Source organism: Paenarthrobacter sp. RAF54_2 (assembly GCF_052113945.1).
GTDB lineage: Bacteria > Actinomycetota > Actinomycetes > Actinomycetales > Micrococcaceae > Arthrobacter.
Window position 1 is genome coordinate 188,026 of the sequence record NZ_JBFRDV010000005.1, and the last position, 21,790, is coordinate 209,815.

A 21,790-nucleotide genomic window follows, 5' to 3' on the forward strand; every position below is an offset into this window, starting at 1 on the left:
GAACTCACGTTCTGTCCGGCGAAGGTGCCGTGACAAAAGCCGGGCCAAAGCGAAAGAAGGCTGACCAATGCGAGGCCAGAAACTAGGGGCGGGGCTGATAGCCCAGAGCCAGTCCGCCCTTCCACCATTTATTTTGCATCGGCCTACTTCGCTGGGAGAGGCTGTAGGTCTTACCCGGCACCATCCAAAAGCTGTGATTGCGGCGGGTTGTTCAGATCTGGTGGCGCAATTTCGCGAAGGGTTGGAGCCGGAGGTTCTGATTTCCGTGCAGCGAATCAAGGAATTGCGTGAAGTATCCAATGAGGCCGGGATTCTGCGCATTGGCTCCTTGGTTAGCCACACTGAAGGCAGCAGAAGCCCGGAAATCCTGTCATCCGTCCCGGCCTTCGCTGCAGCCTGGGGATCAATTGCCACAGTTCGAATCCGCTATCGCGGCACCCTCGGAGGCAATCTCCTTGCCCGTAGATATCGATACGAAATGCCTGTCATTCTGTCGGCACTCGGTGCACAGATGCTGTTTCAAGGCGGAGACATTGCAGCCCTGCCAGTTTCATCGCTCTGGGACCGCACCCTTGGGAACGTAGGTATTCTGACCGCCGTCACCGTCGACACCGCCTCCCTGCTGTGGTTCGGTTACGAGCGGTCAATGCGCCCGCTCAGCACCGTGTCCCTCGCGGTGCGAAAGAACACGGCCGGCCTTACCGTCTCGGCCGTCTGTGGCAGTGAATACCGGCAGCCTTTTGTGCTGTCACATACTGCGGAGGCAACTGACATCGCCGAGCTAGACCCGGCCTTCGTGGGCGAAGTTCTGGCGGCTCAGCTTCCGGATGAGGCGGGCGACTACGCGGGGTCCATCGACTACCGACGACACCTGGTGGGCGTTCTGTGCCGCCGTCTTCTTGCCGAAGCAACCGGTAACCAAAGGAAAGGATAGGCAGCCATGAGCCTTGAATCACCGGAATCAAGCCAGGAAACGTTCACTCACAAGGTTGAATTTGAGCTGAACGGGAGCCCGGAACGGCATTGTGTCCCCACGAGTGCTACGGTCTTGGATTTGCTGCGCAACAGCTGCGGCAAGCAAGGGGTCCGTGCCTCGTGTGAGCGTAGTGTCTGCGGTGCCTGCACTGTTTTGGTTGATGACCTTCCTGTAGCTGCCTGTTCCACGTTTGCCTTCGACATTGAGGGTGCGCGTGTTGAAACGGTTGAGGGCTTGGCTGCCCAAGACGGCACCTTGAGTGCCCAGCAGCAGGCATTCAGCGAATGTGGCGGCTTCCAATGCGGCTTCTGCACCTCCGGCATGCTGATGTTGACCACAGGGCTGCTGCGGCAAAATCCGCAACCGAACAGGGAAGAGATCCGGGACTGGATAAGTTCGAACACCTGCCGGTGCACGGGCTACGAGATGATCCTGGAATCCGTGGAGCGCGCCGCAGAACTGGCTGGGGCCAAGCAGCAGGATCAGGCATCCGAATGACCGGGATCGTGATTCCTTTCACTCCGCACGATTCGCCCATCGTCGGACGCGACCGCCCACGCCTGGACAGCACCGCCAAGGTCACCGGCCGCGCCCTCTACACAGTGGACATCCAGAAGCCCGGGATGCTTCACGCGAAGGTCCTGCGAAGCCCACACGCGCACGCCCGGATTCTCAGCGTGGATGCTTCGGCCGCCCGCTCCCTGGCAGGAGTCACTGCCGTAGTCACCCGCGAGGAAATCCATGGGCTGCATTCCTATGGCACCTACGTCAAAGACCAGCCGATCGTTGCCACGGACGCGGTTCGCTACGTCGGCGACGTCGTTGCTGCTGTGGCTGCCGTGGATGAACGCACCGCTTTTGCCGCCTTGGATTTGATTCGGGTTGAGTACGAACCGCTGCCGGCGGTCTTTGATTCAAGAGCAGCAATGGATCCGTCAGCACCTGCCATTTTTCCCGAGCAGCCCTTCGCCGCCTATCCGGAGTACGGCGATGGCGCCTCGGGAGCGGCACACACCGCGCACAACGTCAGCTACGAATTCCGCTACGAAACGGGATCGGAGAGTGTCTGGGCAGATTGCGACTACATCTTCGAGGACACCTTTACCTTCTCCCGGATGAACCACATGCACCTGGAGCCGTTTGCCACCGTTGCCGAGGCCACAGCGAATGAAATCGAAGTGTGGACCTCTACCCAGAGCCCCTTCCCCATGCGTAAGGAACTGGCCAGGGTGTTTGGTCTGCCTGAAAACGACATCCGGGTCAACGTCCCGCTCCTGGGCGGCGGCTTTGGCGCCAAGAACGGCCCAAAAACGGAGGCGATCGCCATTCGGCTCTCACAGTTGTCGGCTGGGCGGCCGGTTCGCTATTGCATCAGCACTGAAGAAGTCTTCCTTACGCTGAGCCAGCATGACGCCATCCTCACGGTTAAATCCGGGCTCAAGGCAGATGGCGAGTTCATGGCGCGCCAGTCCCGTGTGCTGCTCAACGGTGGCGCTTATGCGGATGCGAGTCCGTTGGTGGCGGAGAAAGCCGGGTATCGGATGCCCGGAGCCTACCGCTGGAAACGGATAGATTCGGTCTGTCAAGCGGTGATCACCAACACCGTCCCTGCCGGCGCCTACCGTGGCTTCGGAGCAACCCAGGCCACCTGGGCCAGCGAGCGCCAAGTGGATCTGATCGCCGAGCGGCTGGGTTTCGATCCCCTGGAGCTTCGGCTCAAGAACGCCAAGGATTTGGGCGAGGAGTTCGTTCCAGGAGAAACTCCCATCGATTCGGATCTCAAGCACGGCCTGAACCTGGTGGCGGATGCCATCGGTTATCGCGACCGGCAGCGCTCAGGTAACCGTGGCATGGGGGTTGCCATCGGCATCAAAGATGGTGGCGGCGTCAACAAGCCTGCCCAAGCCCGGGTCAAGGTGACCACCAACGGCGATGTCTTCCTGAATTGTGGCCTGGTGGAAATGGGCCAAGGGGGTCATTCGGCGCTGTGCCAAATTGTGGCAGAGACACTGGCCTGCGATCCGGGCCGGGTGAAGTATGCCGCAATTGACACTGATAACACTCCGTTCGACCAAGGCACCAACGCCTCTTCGGGCATCGCGGTCATGGGTCATGCAGTTCTTCAGGCGGCTGAGCGAGTGAAGTGCTCGGTGTTGGACATGGCTGCTGAACACCTGATACTGGACCGCCAATCGATCCGTCTGGACAACTGGCACATCGTTGACGCTGAAGGCACCACCTATGAGCTCCCGCCGTTGATTATGGACAGATTTGGCGGAACAGGATTCGAGTTCACTGCGGATGGCTACTTTAAGGTCCGTTCCTCCAGCAGCGCGCCCCTGGAAGCGCCCTGCATGTTTTGGGAGATCGGTTGGGCAGCTGCGGAAGTGGAGGTGGATCCGGAAACCGGCCGGGTGGAGCTTTTGCAGCTGGTTGTCAGTGGCGACGCCGGCAAGGTGGTGAACAAGCTGGGCTGCCGCGGACAGGACGAGGGCGCCGCCGTCTTCGGATTGGCCCAGGCACTCTTCGAGGAACTGCGGTACGAGGACGGCGAGCTGCTTAATGGCGAGGCGCTCCTCTATCGGGTGCCTTTGGCTGAGGACATTCCCCAGCGCTTTTCCTCCATCACCCAGGAACAGGGCCATGGCGCCGGACCTTTCGGGAGCAAAGGGATGGGCGAGGGTGGCATGCTTCCGATTGCTCCAGCAATTGCGCAAGCCATCGCTGACGCCACCGGGGCACAGCTCACGTCGTTACCCATGACGCCTGAACGCGTTTACAACAGCATCCGCGATGCCCGCGCCAAGGCGGGGCTGACGGGCCATGCATGAGGTGATGGAGGTGCTGGAGGAGTCTTGGCGGACTGAACGACGCGTCGCCTTGGCTACGGTGGTCCGCACGGAAGGATCTGCACCACGGGCAGTCGGAACGTCCATGCTGGTCACCGAAGACGGATCGCCTGTCGGCTCAGTATCGGGTGGATGCGTAGAGGCAAGTGTGATGGAAGCAGCGGCCGGCGTCCTCGCCAGTGGTGTGCCGGAACTCCACCGTTTTGGCATTTCAGACGACGACGGTTTCGGCATCGGGCTGACCTGCGGCGGCAGCGTAGAGATTTTCATCCAAACCTACGATCCGGCCTCCTGCCCGGATTTTGCATCACTGCAGAGGGCCTTGGATGAGAATCTGCCCTGCGCCATGGTCACCATCTTCGACGGCGCACCTAGCCTGGTGGGTCGCTCCGAACTGGTCCTGCACAATGCAGAAATCGAAGGGCTGTTTGCAGATACCGTCCTTGCTCCCGATGCACTCCGCGCCGCCGGGGATGCGGTCCAGGAGGCCATAGCCTCCGGAATCACGACGTCGGTCCCTCTTCCGGCGGGCACGGGTACTGACAAGCCGCTGTCCTTGCTGATCGATGTTTACCGTCCGGCCCGCAGGCTGATCATCTTCGGGGCGATCGATTTCTCCGCGTCGTTGGCCCAACTGGGGGCTTTCCTTGGTTTTCACGTCACTGTTTGCGATGCGCGCGCTATCTTCGCGACGGCCAAGCGAATTCCCTCAGCCCATGAGATCGTGATCGATCAACCGGCGCGCTACCTGCAGAAAGAACTCGCTCTGGGAAAGCTTGCCCCTGATGCCGCTATCTGTGTGTTGACGCATGATGCCAAATTCGATGTTCCAGTCCTCGATGTTGCCCTGAGGCACGGTTTCGCGTACATAGGCGCGATGGGGTCACGTCGAACTGCCGCTGACCGCCGGGAGAGGCTGATGGGTTTGGGCCACACCGACCAGTCGCTCGCACCACTCCGCTCGCCGATTGGCTTGGACCTTTCCGCTTCCACGCCCGCTGAAACGGCGGTTTCCATCATGGCGGAGATTATCGCTGCCAAGAATCAGACCTCTGGGTTGCCCCTGGCGCACACCAGCGAACCGATCCACAAGGGTGTGTTGGAGCGCGCAGGTTACCAGCTGCGCCCAGCCGGCCGGCCGCCGTCGTTCTGTAATTGAGGCCGGCTCAACATCCTCTGGACTCTGTTCAGGAAAATTAACTTGGAACCTAAATATCTTGACAGAAAGTATCTTACTACTGATATTCTTTTCCCTATGACGTAGTTCACATGAATTCACGGCGTGGGCATGACAGAGAGATGAACGGAAGCTGAAGATGAGTACGGACAGCCTTGTAGGAAACACTTCCCGGCCCAACGATGTGGACGCCCAGCTGGTGGCCGAGATGGCCAGCGCTCCTGATACGCGGGACGAGATCTACGTGGGCGGCGTATGGACCCGAGGCAGCGGTGCGCTGATCGAATCGGTCAATCCCGCTACCTCTGAGGTTTTCGCCACCCTCCACGGAGCAACGACGGCGGATGTGGACGCTGCGGTGGCCGCCGGCCTGAAAGCCGTGGAAAAGTCCGGATGGGCAAAGAAGCTCCCTCACGAGCGCGCTGCTGTCCTGCACCGCATCAGCTCAGCCATCGAGATCAACGCTGATCGCATTGCCGAACTGCAGACGCTGGACACAGGTAAGACACTCGTGGAAACCAAGGCGCTCGCCATGAGCGCGGCCGCCACCTTCCGCTTTACCGCGTCAGCTCTGGAGACCATGGAGGATGCGCTGACGCCCCCTCGTGGGAACTACCTCAGCATGTCCACCTATGAAGCGATCGGAGTGGTGGGTGCCATCACGCCCTGGAATTCGCCGATTGCCAGCGACGCACAAAAGGTGGCTCCGGCACTTGCTGCAGGGAACGCCGTCGTGGTGAAGCCGCCGGTCTGGGCTCCTTGGGTTTCGCTGCTGTTGGCACGGATTTGTGAGGAGGCCGGCCTACCTGCAGGTCTGCTCTCTGTCCTTCCAGGCCCCGGCCGCGTCGTAGGTGATGCGATCGCGCGACACCCTGACGTAGGCAAGATTTCCTTCACGGGCGGCACTTCCACGGGGCGCCAACTGGGCCATATCGCCGCCGAGAAGATCATGCCCATCACCTTGGAGCTGGGCGGAAAATCGCCCACCATTATTTTTGCTGATGCCGACCTGGACCAGGCCGTGGCCGGCGTGCTTTATGGCATCTTCTCTTCGAGCGGTCAGAGCTGCATTGCCGGCTCGCGCGTGTTCATCCAGCGATCGGTCTATGACTCCGTTATCGAAAGACTCGTCAAGGGTGCCGAAGCTCTTCGGATCGGACCAGGAACGGACCCAAGCACCCAGGTAGGCCCACTGGTGGCCCACGCGCACCGGGACGTCGTTGCCGGGATGGTTGACGACGCGAGGCTGGCTGGTGCGCAGATCCTCTGCGGTGGCGCTGCCCCCAAGGACCCCAGGCTGCAGGCTGGTGCGTTCTATGAGCCCACAATCATCGCTGGCGTGAGCAACTCGGACCTCATTTGCCAGGAGGAAATTTTTGGTCCGGTGGCCGTGGTCCTGCCGTTTGACGATGAAGCCGATCTCATCCTTCAGGCCAACGACAGTGTTTTTGGCCTGGCCTGCGGCATCTGGACCGCTGACTACCGCCTGGCGTGGAGAACAGCGCGGGCCGTTTCGGCCGGCACCGTCTGGGTCAACACTTACAAGCAGTTCAGTATCTCCACCCCGTTCAGCGGGCTTAAGGAAAGCGGTCTGGGCACTGAAAAGGGCCGGGACGGCATTCGATCCTATATGCACCAGAAGAGCATCTACATCGACCTCTCGGGTGCGTCCATCCCATGGGCCGGCAACTAGCTGGACCGGCCACCACCATCTTGCGTTCGAAAGGTACGTCAATGAATGCTCACCCCTACAGCCCCGCCTTTGTAGCCGGGGGATTCGGCTTTGTCTCCGGTGCATTGTCGGTGGATGAAAGCGGTATTGCCGTACCCGGTCGTTCCGAAGCGTTAGTGGCCGCAGCGGCGAGGCTCTCAGAGCGACTGGGAGCAATCGGGATGTCCTTGGAGGACGTCGTAAAAACCACCTACTTCGTCACCGACGTGACGCTGCGGGATGAAGCCAACAGCCATTACGAACTGCTGTTCGAATCTCCGCGCCCGGCGCGTTCGTTTGTGGAGGTGGCCGCCTTGCCCTATGGAGCCACGGTGGAAATCGAAGCAATCGCACACCGGAGGAAGTGAGGACCAATGAGCGTGGAAATTCAGAACCGTGCAGCGGTGATCCCTGATGTCCCCGAACCGAAAATCCTGACTCTCAGGGTGCACCAGAAAACCTGGGAAGCCGACGGCGTCATCCGGATGATGTTTGTTGATCCTGCCGGGGCGGCGCTCCCGCAGTGGCTTCCAGGTGCCCACCTGAGCCTGCACCTGCCCAATGGGCTCACTCGCGAATACTCCTTGTGTTCGGACCCGGAAGACTTAACAAGCTGGACCGTGGCGGTGCTGCGAACCCCTGATTCCCGCGGCGGCAGCAGGCTGATACATGATGAGCTCCCGGTGGGGACACTCATTAAGGTTCAGGGTCCGCGCAACAACTTCCAGCTTGATCATGCCGAGCGCTATGCACTGGTAGCCGGCGGTATTGGCATCACCCCGATTATTTCCATGGTGCGGCGGCTGGAATCCGCCGGAGCTGACTGGTCACTGCTATATACCGGGCGGTCACGTTCAACCATGGCCTTCCTGTCCGAAGTTTCAGAGCTGCCCGGGCACCGGATAAGTATCCACGCTGCCGACGAAGCCGACGGTAAATTCGCGGATCTCTCCGAGGCAGTGGGCTCGCTCCCGCCTGACGCCTTGGTGTATGCCTGCGGCCCTGAATCTCTGATGCAGGCTGTAGCTGGCGCCATGGCAGATGAATCGCGATTGAGGATTGAGCGGTTCAAAGCACCGGACATCGTGCCCGGACAGGAACTCGACGAGACACGTTTCGACGTCATCTGCCAGAGCACTGGCCAGCGGATCGCCGTTGGGGCCGATGTTTCAGTTCTGGATGCCCTGAACGACGCCGGCATCAACGTTCCCAGCTCATGTGCAGAGGGCATCTGCGGAACCTGTGAGACCGGGGTCATAGCGGGGGACGTTGAGCACCGCGATTTCCTGCTCTCCCCGGCTGAACGGGCAGAGAACAAATCAATGTTTGTCTGCGTCTCACGTTGCCGGTCCCGGGAACTGATTTTGGATCTCTAGTACGAACATCACTCGACTGAAGGTTGATTCCCATGAACTATTTCTCAGCAGAGCCTGTCTGCAATCTGCGGTCGCTGCGTTCTGTGTCCCTGAAAGTGCCCGATACCCGGCCAGYCAAGGATTTCTACCATGAAGTCTGGGGCCTTTCCACCGTGGAGGAGGACACTGACAAATTTTGGCTCCGCGGAACCGGGTCCGAACATCACATCCTGAGGCTGGAAAGGGGCGAGCAGAATGCCCTGGGCGGCGTCTCCTTTGCCCTGGCCACGCCGCAGGACGTTGACCGTGCAGCTACCAAGCTCACCGCCTTGGGGATTCCGCTTTTCCGTGAGCCGGGTCCTTTGGACGATGCTGCCGGCGGCTACGGTCTTCAACTGGTGGATCCCGAAGGCAGGTTGGTGGAACTTTCCGCCAACGTCCACGCAGTTGTCAGTCAAGAGCCGGCCGGCCGACGGGCCCTTCCACGCAAGATCGCCCACGTGGTGCTCAACACTGTGGATATTGACCGCGCCACGGCCTTCTATACGCAGGTGCTGGGGATGCGGATTTCAGATTGGTCCGAGCACCAGATGGCCTTCCTGCGGTGCAACAGCGAACACCATGCCATCGCGTTCAACCAGGCTCCCTGGACCTCGGTCAATCACGTGGCTTACGAGATGCAGAGCATTGATCACTTCATGCGTGGCATCGGCAACCTGAAGCGGCACAACATCGCTCCTCAGTGGGGGCCGGGCCGGCACGGACCCGGCGACAATACGTTCTCGTATTTCACAGACCCTTCAGGCTTGGTTTGCGAATACACCTCCGAAGTAGCCCAAGTGGATGAGGACAGTTGGCTGTGCCGCACGTGGGAGCGGACTCCGGAACTCTCCGACCAATGGGGAACCGCGGGTCCGCCCACTTCCGCGGTCCGAAGCGCCATGGCCGGCGTTCCGGATGGCGGGTACAGGTCCCTGGTTGTCCCTGGACGTGAGGATTACTTCTCCATGCCGGAAGCTCCTGCCACAGAAAAAGCCCATGCGTAGCAGCTCCTTGCCGGCCACCGAAACCGCGTCGACTGACACTGCGTCGATCGAAACCGCGTCGACTGACACCTTTACCGAACGCCGGAAATTTCTCCACGGGGTCTCCCTTGTTATTCGCGGGGAAGGTATCCCGGTGTTCCTCATGCACGGCATCGGGGGAGCCGCATCATCCTGTGGTGCCCTGGCTCAGTTGCTGAGCGCCCACGGATACCAGACGTTTTGCTGGGATGCTCCCGGCTACGGCGAATCGGCAGCACCACCGGAAGGCTTGGATCATCCTGCTTTGGTGCTGGAGATCCTGGCCACACTGAATGTGGGCCCCGCCCACCTGATCGGCACGTCATGGGGAGGCGTCATTGCCACCCGGATTGCCGCTCAAGCACCGGAGGCAGTGCGGTCCATAGTGCTGGCGGACAGCACTCGGGGTTCGGGAATTACCAAGACCGCGGCGCAACGCATGCTGGCCCGCGTTCCGGAACTGGCCGCCGTCGGTCCCGAGATTCTCGCGGCCCGACGGTCGGCAAGACTTGTCTCCCCGTCCGCCCCGGCCTGGGTGGCCGAAGCTGTTCGCGCGGACATGGCCGCCGTCCGCTTGTCCGGCTTTTCGTCGGCCGCCACCATGATGGCGCAGTGCGACACCACGGACCTGCTGCCTCGGCTGCGGATCCCGGCGCTGGTCTTGGTGGGCCAGGACGACGTGATCACTGGCGTCGCGGAATCCAGGGTGCTTGCAGAGAACATTCCCGGTGCCACGCTGGGCATCATTGCCGGCGCAGGGCACGCCGCAGTGCAGGAAAAGCCGATGCAGATGTCCGCTGCCATCCTCGCTTTCTGGGAGGGCATTCAATGACGCGCCTCGTAGTGGTTACTGGATCCGGGCGGGGACTTGGCTTCGACATCGCCGAACGATTGGCAAGCAGCGGAGACCGAATAGTCATTGCCGAGAAGAATGCAGACCTCGCTGAGCATGCCGCCGCAACACTCCGCGGACGTGGCCTTGACGCGACGGCGATCATCACCGACATCGCTGACAAGACTTCCGTGGTGGACCTGGCCGCTGCGGTCCAGCAGCTGGGCGGCGCTGATGCACTAGTCAACAATGCGGCATTGGCCGACGGCGTAGGCGGCGACGCCTTTTGGGAACTGGAAGAAGAGTTCTTCCAAAGGGTGATGACTATCAATGCCTACGGGACCTGGCTGGTCAGCAAACACCTTTACGCCCAGCTGGCCCAAAGCAAGGCTGGCTCCATTGTCAACATCGCATCAGACGCAGCGCTCTACGGCTCTCCACGGCTGGTCCACTATGTCGGATCAAAGGGGGCTGTCCTTGCCATGACCCGGACAATGGCCCGTGACGCGGGACCAGCCGGAGTCCGCGTCAACGCCGTCGCCCCAGGGCTGACCCGGGTGGAAGCCACCGAGTCAGTGCCGGCCTCCCGTTACCGTCTCTACGAAGAGAACCGCGTGCTGCCCAGGGACCAACAACCCAAGGACGTATCCGGCGTCGTCCAGTTCCTGCTGTCCGATGCTGCAGGCTTCATCACTGGCCAGACGATCGTGGTGGACGGCGGCTTCGTCATGGGCCAGTGAAGTCACAGGCCATTGGAGTCACAGGCCACCGAAGCCATGGATTACTGAACCGCCCGCAGGGGAAAACCACTAATAAGGAGTCCCACATATGGACCTGCAATTGAAGGACCGCACGGTGGTTGTCACCGGGGCGAGTTCCGGCGTCGGGCTTGCCACCGCCCGCTATTTGCTGAGCGAAGGTGCGCAGGTTGCTGCCTGTGCGCGCGACACCGGCCGCTTGGAGGCAGCATTCGAGGAGTTTTCCTGGGCGGACAAGGACTCGATTTACCTTGCTTCGTGCGACGTCACGGACCAAGATGCCACGAACAGGTTTATCGCGGGCGCTTTGGACCGGTTTGGCGCCGTCGATGGTCTGGTCTGTAACRCTGGCCGGTCCTTGATGGCCACACTCCAGGACACCACGGACCAGCAGCTGCGTGATGAGTTCAGCCTGAAGATCTTCGGCGTCCTGAACATGGTTCGTTCCGCCAGGTCAGCCCTGACTGCATCGGCCCATGGCTCAGTGGTCAACGTCAACGCAATCCTCGCCCGACAACCTGAGTTTCGCCTGGCTGCCACCTCGGCTGCCCGCGCCGCGCTGCTGAACCTCACGCATTCCCTTGCCGAAGATTTGGCAACAGAGGGAACGCGGGTGAATTCGGTCCTGCTCGGCCTGGTGGACACCGGCCAGTGGCGGCGACGCTTCGAGGAAGCCGGCTCTGAACTCGACTATGAGGCTTGGAGTGCCGAAATCGCCGCCAACCGCGGCATCAAACTGGGCCGTTTCGGCACGGCTGAGGAGGTGGCGTTCCATATTGTCTCCCTGCTCTCGCCCCTCAGCGGATACACCACAGGAGCAACAATCGACGTCGGCGGTGGCGTTGGGCGCTATGTCTAGCCGGCGGAACTTCATTACGAAAGAGATCCAGATATGTCAGTGACACAAGAAGCAACGGTCCCACGGGGGCCAACCGGCGGTGACGTCCTGGTCCGTGTAATGCGTCGCCACGGCATCGATACGGCTTTCGGGGTCATCAGCATCCACAATCTTCCTCTCGTCGAGGCAGTGGACAGGGAGCTGAACTTTGTTGCCGTCCGCCATGAGGCCGCGGCAGTCAACGCGGCTGACGCCTATGCCCGGGCCTCCGGCAAAATCGGGATTGCCCTGACCAGCACCGGCACAGGAGCCGGCAACGCCGCGGGTTCCATGGTGGAGGCACTCACCGCGGGAAGCCGCGTGCTGCACATTACCGGCCAGATCGACAGCGAATTCATGGGCAGCAACCGTGGCGTGATCCATGAGGTCCCACGCCAATTGCAGATGCTCCACGCGGTCTCCGGCTATGCCCGCACCATTTTCAATGGCAAGGATGCGGAGGCGGACCTGGAGGAGGCAATCGCACACCTGCTCTCCTCGCCTCACACACCAGCCAGCATCGAGTGGCCTACAGATTTGCAGTATTTGGCCCACCCGGATGACCAGCGTCCGATCGATGCCCAGGTGAAGCCTTTACCCGAGTACGACGCCGATGCTGTCGCCGAAGCCGTTCGGCTCCTGGCAGGTGCCAAGCGACCGCTCATCTGGGCCGGCGGAGGAGCGGCCGGCGCGGAAAAGGAACTTTTGGCTCTGCTGCACCATCTCGGCGCGGGACTGTTGACCAGCAACTCGGGCCGGGGAGCGGTTCCGGAAGATGACCATCTTGTCATCGGCAACTTTGCTACCACTCCCGCCGCCGTCCGGCTGATCGAACAGTCTGATGTGTTGTTAAGTGTTGGCACGCACTTCCGTTCCAACGAGACGCAGCATTATTCACTCAAGTTGCCCGCCACCCACATCCAGTTGGATCTCAACCCTGAAGCCGTGGGCCGGGTGTATGCGGCAACTGTGGGGCTGGTGGGCGACTCCCGCGCGATTTTGGAGGCGATCGTCAGCCAGTTGCGGAGCCCTTCCGTGGACCCCGGCTGGTCGCAACAGGTGCACAACGTACGCGTCGAGGTACGGGCCGCGCTGACTGAGTACATCGGTGGCTATGCGGAAATCTGCCACAGCCTCAGGGACCGCCTGGATCGGGAATCCGTTATTGCACGTGATGTGACCATCCCCTCCAGCCAGTGGGGTAACCGCCTGCTGGAAATGTACTCCCGCGAAACCAATATCTTTCCGCTGGGAGGCGGCATCGGCCAGGGCTTGGCCATGGGCATTGGAGCAGCGTGCGCACGCCCGGACATTCCCACGGTAGTGATTGCAGGCGACGGCGGCCTGGCCGTTCATCTTGGTGAACTTGCTTCCCTTGCCGGCTCAGGGGTCTGGTGCGTAGTGCTGGTCTTCAACGACGGCGGCTATGGGGTCCTGCGCAACATGCAGAAAGCCAACGGCTTCGCCGAGGCAGGAGTCAACCTGCACACACCGGACTTTGGTCTGCTGGCCCAGTCGCTGAAATTGCCGTTCTGGCGGGTGCGCGGCCCCGGCTCCTTTGATGGGGCTTTGGTGGAAGCGCTCGCGGTTCGGGGGCCCGCGGTGATCGAGATCGACGTTACCGCTTTGGATCCCGTACCGGGTGCGTTCGTTCCGCCGGTGCATATTCCAACCCCACACCAGTAGAGGAGCAGGAGAGCACATGAATTCAAGTACGGAAGTAGATCCGCGCCTTGGCCATGCGCCCGGCGACATCATGCCACTCCGCGATGTCATGCCACAGCATGACGTCGTGTGCTTGCACGGTGGCGGGGGAGCAGACGAATGGTTTGCCCATCAGCTCGACGCTTTGGGAGCCCGTGCCTGGGAACCCCGAATCGGCCTTACTTTGGACGTCACCGGTCCGCCCGGACAGACGGACGAATGGGTTCAAGCAGCCTCGTCCGCGCTTCACGAGTCAGCGTCGGGTCCTGCCCACATTCTGGCCAGCGGAACAGCTGCATACGGGGCCATCATGCTTGCTGCGCTGCACCCGCAGCAGGTCAAGAGCCTCATCCTCGGTGACCCGCTGGTGGACATGTCTCTTGAGGGATTTGTGGCCACGCTCCGGCGGGTGCGGGCGCCGTCGTTGGTCATCGCCGCTGCGCCTGACACCCATTCCGATATCTCCATACCGCAAAGCATCGCCGGCGGCATCAGTAACGGGGTTTTTGTCATCATCGACAACACTGCCGTTCCAGCACATCAGAGCCGATCTCACTCATTTAACGAGTGGAGCAGGTCATTCATGAATATCGCTGAAGGTCTGCACACTGTCACCGAAACACAGGAGGAACACAGTGCCTGAACAATATCTTGACGCCAACCAGTCCCGGGTGGGTCCGCCTAATCCTTATGAGCTCAAGCTCGCCGGAGCCCTGTCCGAGATTTTTGCCAGTGGTAGCCACGAACTGCCGGCAATCGTCTCGGGCCTGAACAATTTGGGCCTGAACGCCCCGGACGGTGAACCCTGGGATGAAACCCGATTCCGTTCCGAAATGCGACGACTGGGAGAGTAGGACATGACAACTGCAACTGCAAGCGCTCCAGCCGGAGCCAGGGCCGGCAGGGCCAAGGTCAAAACTGTCGTCGGCACGCGCCGCCAACTCGACGCCGCGGAACTGGCCGCGACGGGACTGAGGGACCGATGGTATCCCATCTACCCGTCGCGATTCGTGGGTCCCGGAGACATGGTCAAAGTCCGGCGGCTGGGCGTGGATTGGCTCCTGTTCCGTGATGCCAGGGGGCAAATCCGGATGTTGGAGGATCGCTGCCCGCACCGCAGCGCCCCTTTGTCCGTGGGCCAACACCTCGGGGACCGGGTGGCGTGCAAGTACCACGGCGTTCAGGTCAACGGTGACGGCACCGTGATTTCGGTTCCAGGCATGCCGGGCTGCGCGCTTGAGGGCAAGACCGTGACGGCGTCGCTGGCTGTTCAGGAAGGCGCTGACATGATCTTTGCCTTCATGCCTTTGACGGAGGACTCGGAGGTGACGGAGTTCAAACTGCCCGACCGCCTGGACAATCCCGAGGTTTCCTGGTTTTCCAACTACGCGGAATGGAACAGTCCGTGGCGCTTCTACATGGACAACGTGCTGGATCCGATGCACGGTGCGTTCCTCCACCGTGACTCGCATTCGATGTTTGGCGGTGATACGAGTGCCCGCTTCCGCATCCGTGAGACCGACCGCGGATTCTTCTTTGAGAAAACGGATCAGCGCGGCAAGAACTTTGACTGGGTGGAGTACTGCCGTGAATCCATGGACTACGTGGATCTGGAGATCCCGTACGCCGATTCAGCAGGTCCCGGCGGTTCCTTCGGCATCGTAGGAATGTCCACTCCCATCGATGCCCATACCTCCGCCGTTTTCCACTGGCGTACCCGGACCGTTTCCGACTGGGAGCGGGACGTCTGGCGATTCATGTACAAGACAACTCTTGAGGAAAAACACTGGGTGGTCCTGGAACAGGACCGCGAACTGTTGGAGGCCCTGGCTGCCGATGCAGATAAGGACGAGCACTTGTATCAGCACGATCTTGGAGTAGCCAGAATCCGCCGGGTGCATGATGCCGATGCGCAGAAGCAGGCCGCAATTCTCTCAGAAGGAATCGCTTAGCCTGTTGAAGAGCCTGCAGCTCGAAACTCTTCGAGCTGCAGGCTTTTTCCGTTGTGTCCCAAACAATTCGGCACAATAAAAACCCGGGTACCGGCCACAGCGGCCGGTACCCGGGTTGTTGAAGATCTAGCGGGTCACGCCATACATCTCCGACGTCGGCGGATAGAACGGGATCTCCGGTTTCTTGGCGCCGATGATCACGCAGATAATTGCGTCTTCTTCGCTGACAGTGCGCAAGCTCCGGGGAACGCCGGCCGGGACCCGGATCAGATCGCGGTAGCCCAGCACGCGGCTCGCTTTCTTGTTGCCGTCTTCGACGTCGTGCACACTGAACTCCACCTCTCCTTCGAGGACAAAGAACACCTCTTCGACGTCCGGGTGCGTGTGCTCAGGACCTACGCATCCGGCGGGCAGCACCATGTTGGAGAAGGTGAAGTGTTCCGCCTGGAGGATGTTGCCATCGTCCGAGTGGTCTCCGGTAGCTCCGGAACCGATGTAGCGGACCTGTCCGCGTCGGAATTTTTCACCCATTTTGGTCTGGAATTTCAGGGTATTGAAGTCAACAACCCGGCTCTCACGGGAGGCGATGGCCGAATCAATCAGCTCCTCAAGTTCCGGTAACTTGCTTTCGATAACGTCGCGCATGATGGACCTCTCTCGGATTGGTAATTGCCAAATTTCGCAAGAGTCATCATGGATTCGATCTCCCTCGACTCTAACTATCTCAAGACTAAGATATAATGGGAGACGCTGCAAGATGCTGGTGGAAAGTGCTCACGATTGCTGCCTTCGTTGGGAAGCTCAGTGTTAAGATGCTTAGACCGAATGAAGGAGAGAGTGCGAATGACCACCGAATCGCGGAACACAGAAACGGACGCCGTGGACGCCATTATTGAAGACTGGCATCGCGAACGCCCGGACCTTGATCCCAAGACCATCGGCGTCTTTGGCCGCTTGCAGAGCCTGGTGGCACGGCAGCGTGCTGTGCAGGATGCGAACTATGAGAAGTACGGGCTCACGTTGGCATCCTTTGATGTTTTGGCGAACTTGCGTCGATCCGGCCCTCCGCACCGGAAGACGGCTGGTGAATTGGCGAGTTCGTCCATGCTGACCACGGGCGGCATCACCTTCCGGCTGGACCGCATGGAGGAACAAAACCTCATTGAGCGGGTTCGGTCGAAGGAGGATCGTCGTGTTGTGTACGCCCAGATGACGGACCACGGCAAGAAGCTCATTGACGAGGTCATTTCAAAACATCTGGAAACTCAGCGCAATATGCTCGCCGGCCTGACCGCCAAGGAGATCGAACAACTGGCGCTGCTACTGAAAAAAACTGAAGCCTCCATCGTCGCCTATGACCCGAAGGCTTCCTCCGCGGACGAACTTACCCTGAACGTCTAGACGATCACGGCGCGGGTTCGTCCATCCACTCCATTAAGCAAGGAATCGAATGAAGCCAGGAGCCCGCAGGATCGGAATCATCGGACATGGAGCCATTGGGGCTCGTGTTGCTGCTGACATTGCCGCTGGAAAAGTCAAGGGGGCCATCCTTGAGGGAATCATTTGCCGCAGCGCCATAGACAACGCGCCAGCACCCCAGCTTGAGATGGACCAAGCGTTGGAGTGCTGTGACCTGCTGGTTGAATGTGCTGGGCAGGAGGTCTTGATTGAGCATGGCGAGGCAGTGCTTTCTGCGGGTGTAGACCTGCTCGCTACATCGCTCGGGGCGCTTGCGGACCCACACCTCTCACAACGCTTGTCCGCCGCGGGCCCGGGCAGGCTTTTCTTGACCCCGGGCTCCATTGGTGGCCTGGACCTGTTGGCTTCGGGCGCCCGCGCAACGGGCTATGACGCCGTCAGGATAACCACAACCAAGCTCCCGGGTTCCCTGATTCAGCCCTGGATGGACGAGGTTGAGGCTGATCGCATTCGGAATACTGCCGGCCCCATCGAGATCTTTGCAGGGTCCGCCGCCCGAGCCACACAATTGTTCCCGAAGTCGCTCAACGTGGCAGCCGCCGTCGCCCTTGCAGTAGAGGACTGGGACACTGTGGCTGTGTCTGTACGAGCCGACCCGGCGGCCGAGCTTACGACGCATTTGATCGAGGCTTCCGGAAACAGCGGGAATTACCGTTTTGAAATCTGCAACAAAGTATCGCCGCAAAACCCGCGCACCAGCGGCGTTGTCCCGTTCGCTGTGCTCCGATCCTTGGAACTCATCGTCGGCGCGCGCGGTGGAATGATCTAGGCATCCCCTGCGGCGGCCCTTCCACCATCGCTATCCTTGAATGATGAGCGAGATTGCGCATTCCACCATCGCCTTTGAGGGCCATTTCGCCCGGGACTTTCCTGAGATGGCTATTCCTTGGCGGGCGGAGGAAGCCCCTGATCCCCAGCTTCTGGTGCTCAACGAGGCGCTCGCCGTCGAGCTTGGTTTTGATCCTGGTTTTCTTCGCAGCCCGGAGGGCGTGCGGCTGCTGATCGGTAATTCCCTCCCGGAAGACGCAACCCCGGTGGCGATGGCATACTCCGGTCACCAGTTTGGCTGGTACTCACCGCGTTTGGGGGATGGGCGCGCCCTCCTGTTGGGTGAGATCGCCGGCGCTGACGGGAAGCTCCGCGACGTCCACCTCAAGGGCTCGGGGCGGACTCCCTTTGCCCGGAACGGCGACGGCCAGGCGGTGGTTGGGCCCATGCTTCGCGAATACATCGTGAGCGAGGCTATGCATGCTCTGAACATTCCCACCACGAGGTCTCTGGCAGTCGTCGCGACGGGCCGTCCGGTTCAGCGCGAGACTCTCCTGCCGGGCGCCGTTCTGACCCGGGTTGCCAGCAGTCACCTGCGGGTAGGCAGTTTCCAATACGCCAGAGCCACCAACGACATGGATCTGTTGCGCCGCCTTGCTGATCACGCGATCGAACGCCACCACCCGTCCGCTGCTGGGGAAGTCAACCGCTACCTCGGTCTCCTAAAGGGCGTCATTGCGGTCCAAGCAAAACTGGTGGCCCACTGGATGCTCGTCGGATTCGTGCATGGTGTCATGAACACCGACAACATGACCGTGTCTGGCGAAACCATCGATTACGGTCCGTGCGCCTTCATGGACGGCTTCGATCCGGGAGCGGTCTACAGCTCCATCGACGAAACCGGACGCTATGCCTATCGCAACCAGCCGCTGGTTGCGGAGTGGGATCTTGCGCGGTTCGCCGAGTCACTCGCCTCTCTTATCCAGGAGGATGAGGAGCAGGCGGTGGCCCTTGCTGTTGAGGCACTCAACGGGTTCCGTCAGCAGTACAGCGCTGCCTGGTTCAACGGCATGAAGGCCAAGCTTGGGCTACCTGAGGGAATTGACGACGGCGTTGCCTCACCTTTGGTGGATGATCTGCTTGAGCTGGTTCAGGAGTCACGTGCGGACTACACCTCGTTTTTCCGCAGCCTCGGTAAGGCAGCCCGCGGGGAGGTTGAACCCCCGCGCGGCCAGATCCTCGACTTGGCAGCGTTCGATGCCTGGCTGGAACGCTGGCGGGCTGTGACGCCGGATGCTGATGCCATGGACCGGGTCAACCCGGTCTACATTCCCCGAAACCACTTGGTGGAAGAGGCGCTTTCCGCGGCAACAGAGGGGAACATGGTCCCCACCGAACAGTTGCTCGCGGCGGTAACTTCGCCATTCAGTGAGCGCTCGGGCTTGGAAAAGTTTGTCGGGCCTGCGCCAGAGAGCTTCGGCCCCTACCGGACATTCTGCGGAACGTAGGGCGCGGCTTTATGCACTAGGCAGACTGATTGTGTCAAGTATTTTTGGCCCCAAAGGGGCGGTTGAAAGTGGCCCCAGGTTCACGGAGCCTTGTTGTGGGTCTTGGGCTCGCGGTACGGTGCGTAGGTCTCGTGCGCGGGGGGCGTCTGGGTCGTCGGAGGCCGGCGTTCTATGGGTTCAGATGAGGATGGGCGCGGCTGTTGATCCTGCGGCAACACGGCACCTCGGGGCTTTTCGCACCGGTTGGGTAAAGGGTTCCTGTATCCCGCTAGGGAACGGCAGATGCCGCCCGGGGGTATGGAGTCGGGGCGCCGTCGTTGGTAGCATGTCAGATCTCTTGAGTGGGGAGAAATCCATTCTGGAATGGAAAAGGTCCGACTTGGCGTGCGCCGGGCCGGACCTTTTCAGTGAGACGCGCTAACAGTCCAGACCGACTACCCGACCTTGCCGGAGAGTGCGACCAGAACACCGGCCGTAGCGAAGTATTTGTTGCTTCCCAGATCGCGGATGGTTTTGATTCCCATACCGGCAAGCAGTTCGTCGTGCTTTTCGGTCAGGCCGGCAAGAGCCGAGGGCGGGGCCGACAGGACTTCGTCCAGAGTCGAGTTCTCGTAGGCCTTGTCCAATGCCTTGCCCAATTCAATCGAAACAGCCACTTTCATGTCCTTTCATCGATGACGGAAAACAAGCACAGCCAGCCTGCGGCTGCACGAACGCCGGGATTTATCCCTGCGCCGCTGAGAGACACGCTATCGCAGCGTCGGTCTGTGGAAACGTAAGCGTGCCGAAGCAATTGGGCCGCGGTTCAGCCTGACAGCTGATTTTTGGTGGGCTTTGGGTCCGCCGACTTGATTAGGGCATGCGGCCTTGCTGTAGGGAATCCCTGATTTCCGTGAGCAGGGCAATCTGGGGGTCTTCGGCAGCTTCTTCCTTGACGTCCGGGTTGATGCCGAGGCGCCGGTTGCGGCGCTCGACCATGTGGTTCATGGGCACGACGATGACGAAGTAAATGGCTGCCGCCACGAGCACGAAGTTAACAATTGCCGTGAGCAGGACACCGAATTTGATGTCGTTTCCGTTGAGGGTCACGACGGCGAAGCTATCGAAGTTCGGAGATCCGACCAAGGCCGCGATGAACGGCATGAGAACGCTTTGGACTAGGGCCGTGACTACGGCACCGAAGGCGGCACCAATCACGACGGCGACGGCAAGGTCTACGACGTTGCCCTTCATGATGAAATTCTTGAATCCGGTCAACATAGCGATCAAATTACCCCACGCGGATGCCGTATCGGACATTTTTGGGGAAAGTTTCGAGGGGAGTTACCCCAGTGCCTGCCGGCGCCCGTGGCATGAGGTCGGATTCACCTCCGCGGGGACCTTGGGTTCCTGCATCGGGGATGTTCACCTGTTCCGAACTCTTACGCGCGATGCCCTGGGCCAGGACCGGACCGGGCGGGGACCCGCTGGTGTCTGGCGGCCATGGTGCGGCCGTCGAAGACCGCGAGCTCGGAGGCCCGCAGTGAGACCACCCTTCGGCCGATGAGCCGGGCTGGGACGGAGTACTTCACCATTCGGACCGTGACCATCGAGGACCTATCAACCCTGGGGTTCAGCACCAGTCCCGGATCAAAAGGGATCGAAGCCGTAGTGCGAACGGAATAACACCCAGCGGTCTTTCTCATGGCGCTGCCGGCCTTGCCCGAACACCACGGCAGCCCGTTCAGCACGACGTAGATCTCGCGGAAGTCCACCTCGGCTTCGGCGCCCGGCGCGTGTTCCTGCGGAACGAACACCTCAACGTGGCGTCCTGCCTCTAGGTCAATCTGGGCCCGGCGGACCCTGACGTAATCACGCACCGTGGAATACGAGAGCTCCTGCGCACCGTGCTCTTCGATGAGCCGGGCCAGGATCCTGCGGTATGACGCTGCTTCCGCGGCGCGGTTGTATCCTCGATCAGCATCGCGTAGATCGCACCCTTGAACGGCTCCAGCCGCCAAGCCACCCTTTGCCTTGGTTTGCGCTCCGGAGGCGCAGCTGAATCCAGTGCCTGCCTCACCGTTCGCCTGTGAACCCCGTACAGGACCGCCAACGCACGAACCGACAAGCCCTCAACTCGGGCGTCCCTTCGGATCCGCGCGAACAACTCCACTCTCGACTCCATCCAGACCAACCTTTCGCCGCATCCATCCACTGATGAATCCAACGTTGAAGGTGGGGCCACAAATAACCGTCACAAGGTGCCCGGCGAGTCATAAAGTGGGGCCAGATATAACCGTCCCACCGGGGCCATCCAAACCTGTCATAGTCAGCAGACAAATTTTTCACTGCGTGGCACAGTAAGCACCATGACTCGAATTCTGATGATCGGTATCCATGCCCGGGCGCTTGACTACAGCAAACTGCCGCCGGGACTCGATGAGGCAACCATGACCGAGCGGATCGAGGCTGGCTTCGGGGCGACCATCGCTGCCGGTTTTGATGCAGTGTCCTGCCTGATCGGCACCTCGCCTGACGAGGCCGAATCAGACGTTCGTGAAGCGTTCGCCCGTGATCAATTCGGCCTGGTGATGATTGGTGGTGGCATCAGGATGGTCCCGGAGTACACGGAACTCTTCGAACGGGTTCTCAACGCATGCAACGCCGAATCGCCGGGGATCACGTTCTGCTTCAACACCTCGCCAGAGACGACTTTGGATGCATTGAAGCGTCACATCCAACCCTGAGGTAGCGTCGGCGGCACGCAATGAAGGACCCTCTGCCGGTTTTGCTGGCAGAGG

22 protein-coding genes and 1 pseudogene are annotated in these 21,790 nt (G+C 60.7%); 19 read left to right on the forward strand and 4 right to left on the reverse strand.

What is annotated here, in order from left to right; genetic code table 11:
* Positions 1-67 precede the first annotated feature (67 nt).
* From AB4Y87_RS06290 to AB4Y87_RS06360, 15 genes are all read left to right on the forward strand, one after another.
* Positions 68-934 carry an FAD binding domain-containing protein gene (locus tag AB4Y87_RS06290; protein WP_442003556.1) on the forward strand — a complete coding sequence of 289 codons (867 nt, stop codon included), beginning with the start codon at positions 68-70 and terminating at the stop codon, positions 932-934.
* Positions 935-940: 6 nt separating this feature from the next.
* Positions 941-1,474, forward strand: a complete 534-nt coding sequence (locus tag AB4Y87_RS06295; protein ID WP_442003557.1) for a (2Fe-2S)-binding protein — start codon at positions 941-943, stop codon at positions 1,472-1,474.
* Positions 1,471-3,807 (forward strand): xanthine dehydrogenase family protein molybdopterin-binding subunit, encoded by a 2,337-nt coding sequence (locus tag AB4Y87_RS06300; protein ID WP_442003558.1) that lies wholly within the window; start codon positions 1,471-1,473, stop codon positions 3,805-3,807. Before AB4Y87_RS06295 ends, AB4Y87_RS06300 begins: the two co-directional genes overlap by 4 nt.
* A complete protein-coding gene (locus AB4Y87_RS06305) occupies positions 3,800-4,984 on the forward strand; it encodes an XdhC family protein (RefSeq protein ID WP_442003559.1) in 1,185 nt (394 codons plus the stop codon). The genes AB4Y87_RS06300 and AB4Y87_RS06305 overlap by 8 nt, the downstream gene beginning before the upstream one ends.
* A 157-nt stretch (positions 4,985-5,141) precedes the next feature.
* The gene (locus tag AB4Y87_RS06310; protein ID WP_442003560.1) at positions 5,142-6,695 is read left to right on the forward strand and encodes an aldehyde dehydrogenase; all 1,554 of its coding nucleotides are present in this window, start codon (positions 5,142-5,144) and stop codon (positions 6,693-6,695) included.
* 41 nt (positions 6,696-6,736) lie between these two features.
* Positions 6,737-7,081 carry a RidA family protein gene (locus AB4Y87_RS06315; RefSeq protein WP_442003561.1) on the forward strand — a complete coding sequence of 115 codons (345 nt, stop codon included), beginning with the start codon at positions 6,737-6,739 and terminating at the stop codon, positions 7,079-7,081.
* Between the two features lie 6 nt (positions 7,082-7,087).
* Positions 7,088-8,089: a PDR/VanB family oxidoreductase gene (locus AB4Y87_RS06320; RefSeq protein ID WP_442003562.1), complete on the forward strand. Its 1,002-nt coding sequence runs from the start codon at positions 7,088-7,090 to the stop codon at positions 8,087-8,089.
* Between the two features lie 32 nt (positions 8,090-8,121).
* The gene (locus AB4Y87_RS06325; protein WP_442003563.1) at positions 8,122-9,114 is read left to right on the forward strand and encodes a VOC family protein; all 993 of its coding nucleotides are present in this window, start codon (positions 8,122-8,124) and stop codon (positions 9,112-9,114) included.
* Positions 9,107-9,964 carry an alpha/beta fold hydrolase gene (locus AB4Y87_RS06330; RefSeq protein WP_442003564.1) on the forward strand — a complete coding sequence of 286 codons (858 nt, stop codon included), beginning with the start codon at positions 9,107-9,109 and terminating at the stop codon, positions 9,962-9,964. Before AB4Y87_RS06325 ends, AB4Y87_RS06330 begins: the two co-directional genes overlap by 8 nt.
* Complete coding sequence (locus tag AB4Y87_RS06335; RefSeq protein ID WP_442003565.1) at positions 9,961-10,704, forward strand: SDR family oxidoreductase; 744 nt, start codon at positions 9,961-9,963, stop codon at positions 10,702-10,704. The genes AB4Y87_RS06330 and AB4Y87_RS06335 overlap by 4 nt, the downstream gene beginning before the upstream one ends.
* A gap of 88 nt (positions 10,705-10,792) precedes the next feature.
* The gene (locus AB4Y87_RS06340; RefSeq protein ID WP_442003566.1) at positions 10,793-11,581 is read left to right on the forward strand and encodes an SDR family oxidoreductase; all 789 of its coding nucleotides are present in this window, start codon (positions 10,793-10,795) and stop codon (positions 11,579-11,581) included.
* 33 nt (positions 11,582-11,614) lie between these two features.
* Positions 11,615-13,285 (forward strand): thiamine pyrophosphate-binding protein, encoded by a 1,671-nt coding sequence (locus AB4Y87_RS06345; RefSeq protein WP_442003567.1) that lies wholly within the window; start codon positions 11,615-11,617, stop codon positions 13,283-13,285.
* Between the two features lie 16 nt (positions 13,286-13,301).
* The gene (locus tag AB4Y87_RS06350; RefSeq protein ID WP_442003568.1) at positions 13,302-13,946 is read left to right on the forward strand and encodes an alpha/beta fold hydrolase; all 645 of its coding nucleotides are present in this window, start codon (positions 13,302-13,304) and stop codon (positions 13,944-13,946) included.
* On the forward strand, positions 13,939-14,157 hold the full coding sequence (locus tag AB4Y87_RS06355; protein WP_442003569.1) for a recombinase-like helix-turn-helix domain-containing protein: 219 nt from the start codon (positions 13,939-13,941) through the stop codon (positions 14,155-14,157). The genes AB4Y87_RS06350 and AB4Y87_RS06355 overlap by 8 nt, the downstream gene beginning before the upstream one ends.
* A gap of 3 nt (positions 14,158-14,160) precedes the next feature.
* Complete coding sequence (locus tag AB4Y87_RS06360; protein ID WP_442003570.1) at positions 14,161-15,255, forward strand: Rieske 2Fe-2S domain-containing protein; 1,095 nt, start codon at positions 14,161-14,163, stop codon at positions 15,253-15,255.
* Positions 15,256-15,381: 126 nt separating this feature from the next.
* On the opposite strand, the gene AB4Y87_RS06365 is transcribed toward AB4Y87_RS06360, so the two are convergent.
* Complete coding sequence (locus AB4Y87_RS06365) at positions 15,382-15,900, reverse strand: cupin domain-containing protein (RefSeq protein WP_442003571.1); 519 nt, start codon at positions 15,898-15,900, stop codon at positions 15,382-15,384.
* A 198-nt stretch (positions 15,901-16,098) separates the two neighbouring features.
* On the opposite strand from AB4Y87_RS06365, the gene AB4Y87_RS06370 reads away from it, so the two are divergent.
* The 3 genes from AB4Y87_RS06370 to AB4Y87_RS06380 are packed head-to-tail and all read left to right on the forward strand — an operon-like array spanning position 16,099 to position 19,010.
* Positions 16,099-16,656 carry a MarR family winged helix-turn-helix transcriptional regulator gene (locus AB4Y87_RS06370; RefSeq protein ID WP_442003572.1) on the forward strand — a complete coding sequence of 186 codons (558 nt, stop codon included), beginning with the start codon at positions 16,099-16,101 and terminating at the stop codon, positions 16,654-16,656.
* Positions 16,657-16,705: 49 nt separating this feature from the next.
* Positions 16,706-17,503, forward strand: coding sequence for an aspartate dehydrogenase domain-containing protein (locus AB4Y87_RS06375; protein WP_442003573.1), 798 nt, complete (start codon positions 16,706-16,708; stop codon positions 17,501-17,503).
* A gap of 43 nt (positions 17,504-17,546) precedes the next feature.
* Positions 17,547-19,010, forward strand: a complete 1,464-nt coding sequence (locus tag AB4Y87_RS06380; RefSeq protein WP_442003574.1) for a protein adenylyltransferase SelO — start codon at positions 17,547-17,549, stop codon at positions 19,008-19,010.
* 434 nt (positions 19,011-19,444) lie between these two features.
* Here AB4Y87_RS06380 and AB4Y87_RS06385 read toward each other — a convergent pair whose 3' ends face one another.
* The 3 genes and pseudogenes from AB4Y87_RS06385 to AB4Y87_RS06395 form a co-directional block, all read right to left on the reverse strand.
* Positions 19,445-19,666 (reverse strand): hypothetical protein, encoded by a 222-nt coding sequence (locus AB4Y87_RS06385; protein ID WP_442003575.1) that lies wholly within the window; start codon positions 19,664-19,666, stop codon positions 19,445-19,447.
* Positions 19,667-19,862: 196 nt separating this feature from the next.
* Positions 19,863-20,270: a large conductance mechanosensitive channel protein MscL gene (gene mscL / locus AB4Y87_RS06390; protein ID WP_442003576.1), complete on the reverse strand. Its 408-nt coding sequence runs from the start codon at positions 20,268-20,270 to the stop codon at positions 19,863-19,865.
* Positions 20,271-20,455: 185 nt separating this feature from the next.
* A pseudogene (locus AB4Y87_RS06395) lies at positions 20,456-21,174 on the reverse strand (Mu transposase domain-containing protein); the annotation flags it as partial.
* A 184-nt stretch (positions 21,175-21,358) separates the two neighbouring features.
* Between AB4Y87_RS06395 and AB4Y87_RS06400 the strand changes: the two are divergent.
* Positions 21,359-21,736 carry a hypothetical protein gene (locus tag AB4Y87_RS06400; protein ID WP_442003577.1) on the forward strand — a complete coding sequence of 126 codons (378 nt, stop codon included), beginning with the start codon at positions 21,359-21,361 and terminating at the stop codon, positions 21,734-21,736.
* The last annotated feature ends 54 nt before the right edge of the window (positions 21,737-21,790 follow it).

Coding starts and splice junctions, on each gene's coding strand:
- AB4Y87_RS06290 (WP_442003556.1), top strand. CDS start 68: ATGCGAGGCCAGAAACTAGGGGCGGGGCTGATAGCCCAGAGCCAGTCC.
- AB4Y87_RS06295 (WP_442003557.1), top strand. CDS start 941: ATGAGCCTTGAATCACCGGAATCAAGCCAGGAAACGTTCACTCACAAG.
- AB4Y87_RS06300 (WP_442003558.1), top strand. CDS start 1,471: ATGACCGGGATCGTGATTCCTTTCACTCCGCACGATTCGCCCATCGTC.
- AB4Y87_RS06305 (WP_442003559.1), top strand. CDS start 3,800: ATGCATGAGGTGATGGAGGTGCTGGAGGAGTCTTGGCGGACTGAACGA.
- AB4Y87_RS06310 (WP_442003560.1), top strand. CDS start 5,142: ATGAGTACGGACAGCCTTGTAGGAAACACTTCCCGGCCCAACGATGTG.
- AB4Y87_RS06315 (WP_442003561.1), top strand. CDS start 6,737: ATGAATGCTCACCCCTACAGCCCCGCCTTTGTAGCCGGGGGATTCGGC.
- AB4Y87_RS06320 (WP_442003562.1), top strand. CDS start 7,088: ATGAGCGTGGAAATTCAGAACCGTGCAGCGGTGATCCCTGATGTCCCC.
- AB4Y87_RS06330 (WP_442003564.1), top strand. CDS start 9,107: ATGCGTAGCAGCTCCTTGCCGGCCACCGAAACCGCGTCGACTGACACT.
- AB4Y87_RS06335 (WP_442003565.1), top strand. CDS start 9,961: ATGACGCGCCTCGTAGTGGTTACTGGATCCGGGCGGGGACTTGGCTTC.
- AB4Y87_RS06345 (WP_442003567.1), top strand. CDS start 11,615: ATGTCAGTGACACAAGAAGCAACGGTCCCACGGGGGCCAACCGGCGGT.
- AB4Y87_RS06350 (WP_442003568.1), top strand. CDS start 13,302: ATGAATTCAAGTACGGAAGTAGATCCGCGCCTTGGCCATGCGCCCGGC.
- AB4Y87_RS06360 (WP_442003570.1), top strand. CDS start 14,161: ATGACAACTGCAACTGCAAGCGCTCCAGCCGGAGCCAGGGCCGGCAGG.
- AB4Y87_RS06365 (WP_442003571.1), bottom strand. CDS start 15,900: ATGCGCGACGTTATCGAAAGCAAGTTACCGGAACTTGAGGAGCTGATT.
- AB4Y87_RS06370 (WP_442003572.1), top strand. CDS start 16,099: ATGACCACCGAATCGCGGAACACAGAAACGGACGCCGTGGACGCCATT.
- AB4Y87_RS06375 (WP_442003573.1), top strand. CDS start 16,706: ATGAAGCCAGGAGCCCGCAGGATCGGAATCATCGGACATGGAGCCATT.
- AB4Y87_RS06380 (WP_442003574.1), top strand. CDS start 17,547: ATGAGCGAGATTGCGCATTCCACCATCGCCTTTGAGGGCCATTTCGCC.
- mscL (WP_442003576.1), bottom strand. CDS start 20,270: ATGTTGACCGGATTCAAGAATTTCATCATGAAGGGCAACGTCGTAGAC.
- AB4Y87_RS06400 (WP_442003577.1), top strand. CDS start 21,359: ATGACTCGAATTCTGATGATCGGTATCCATGCCCGGGCGCTTGACTAC.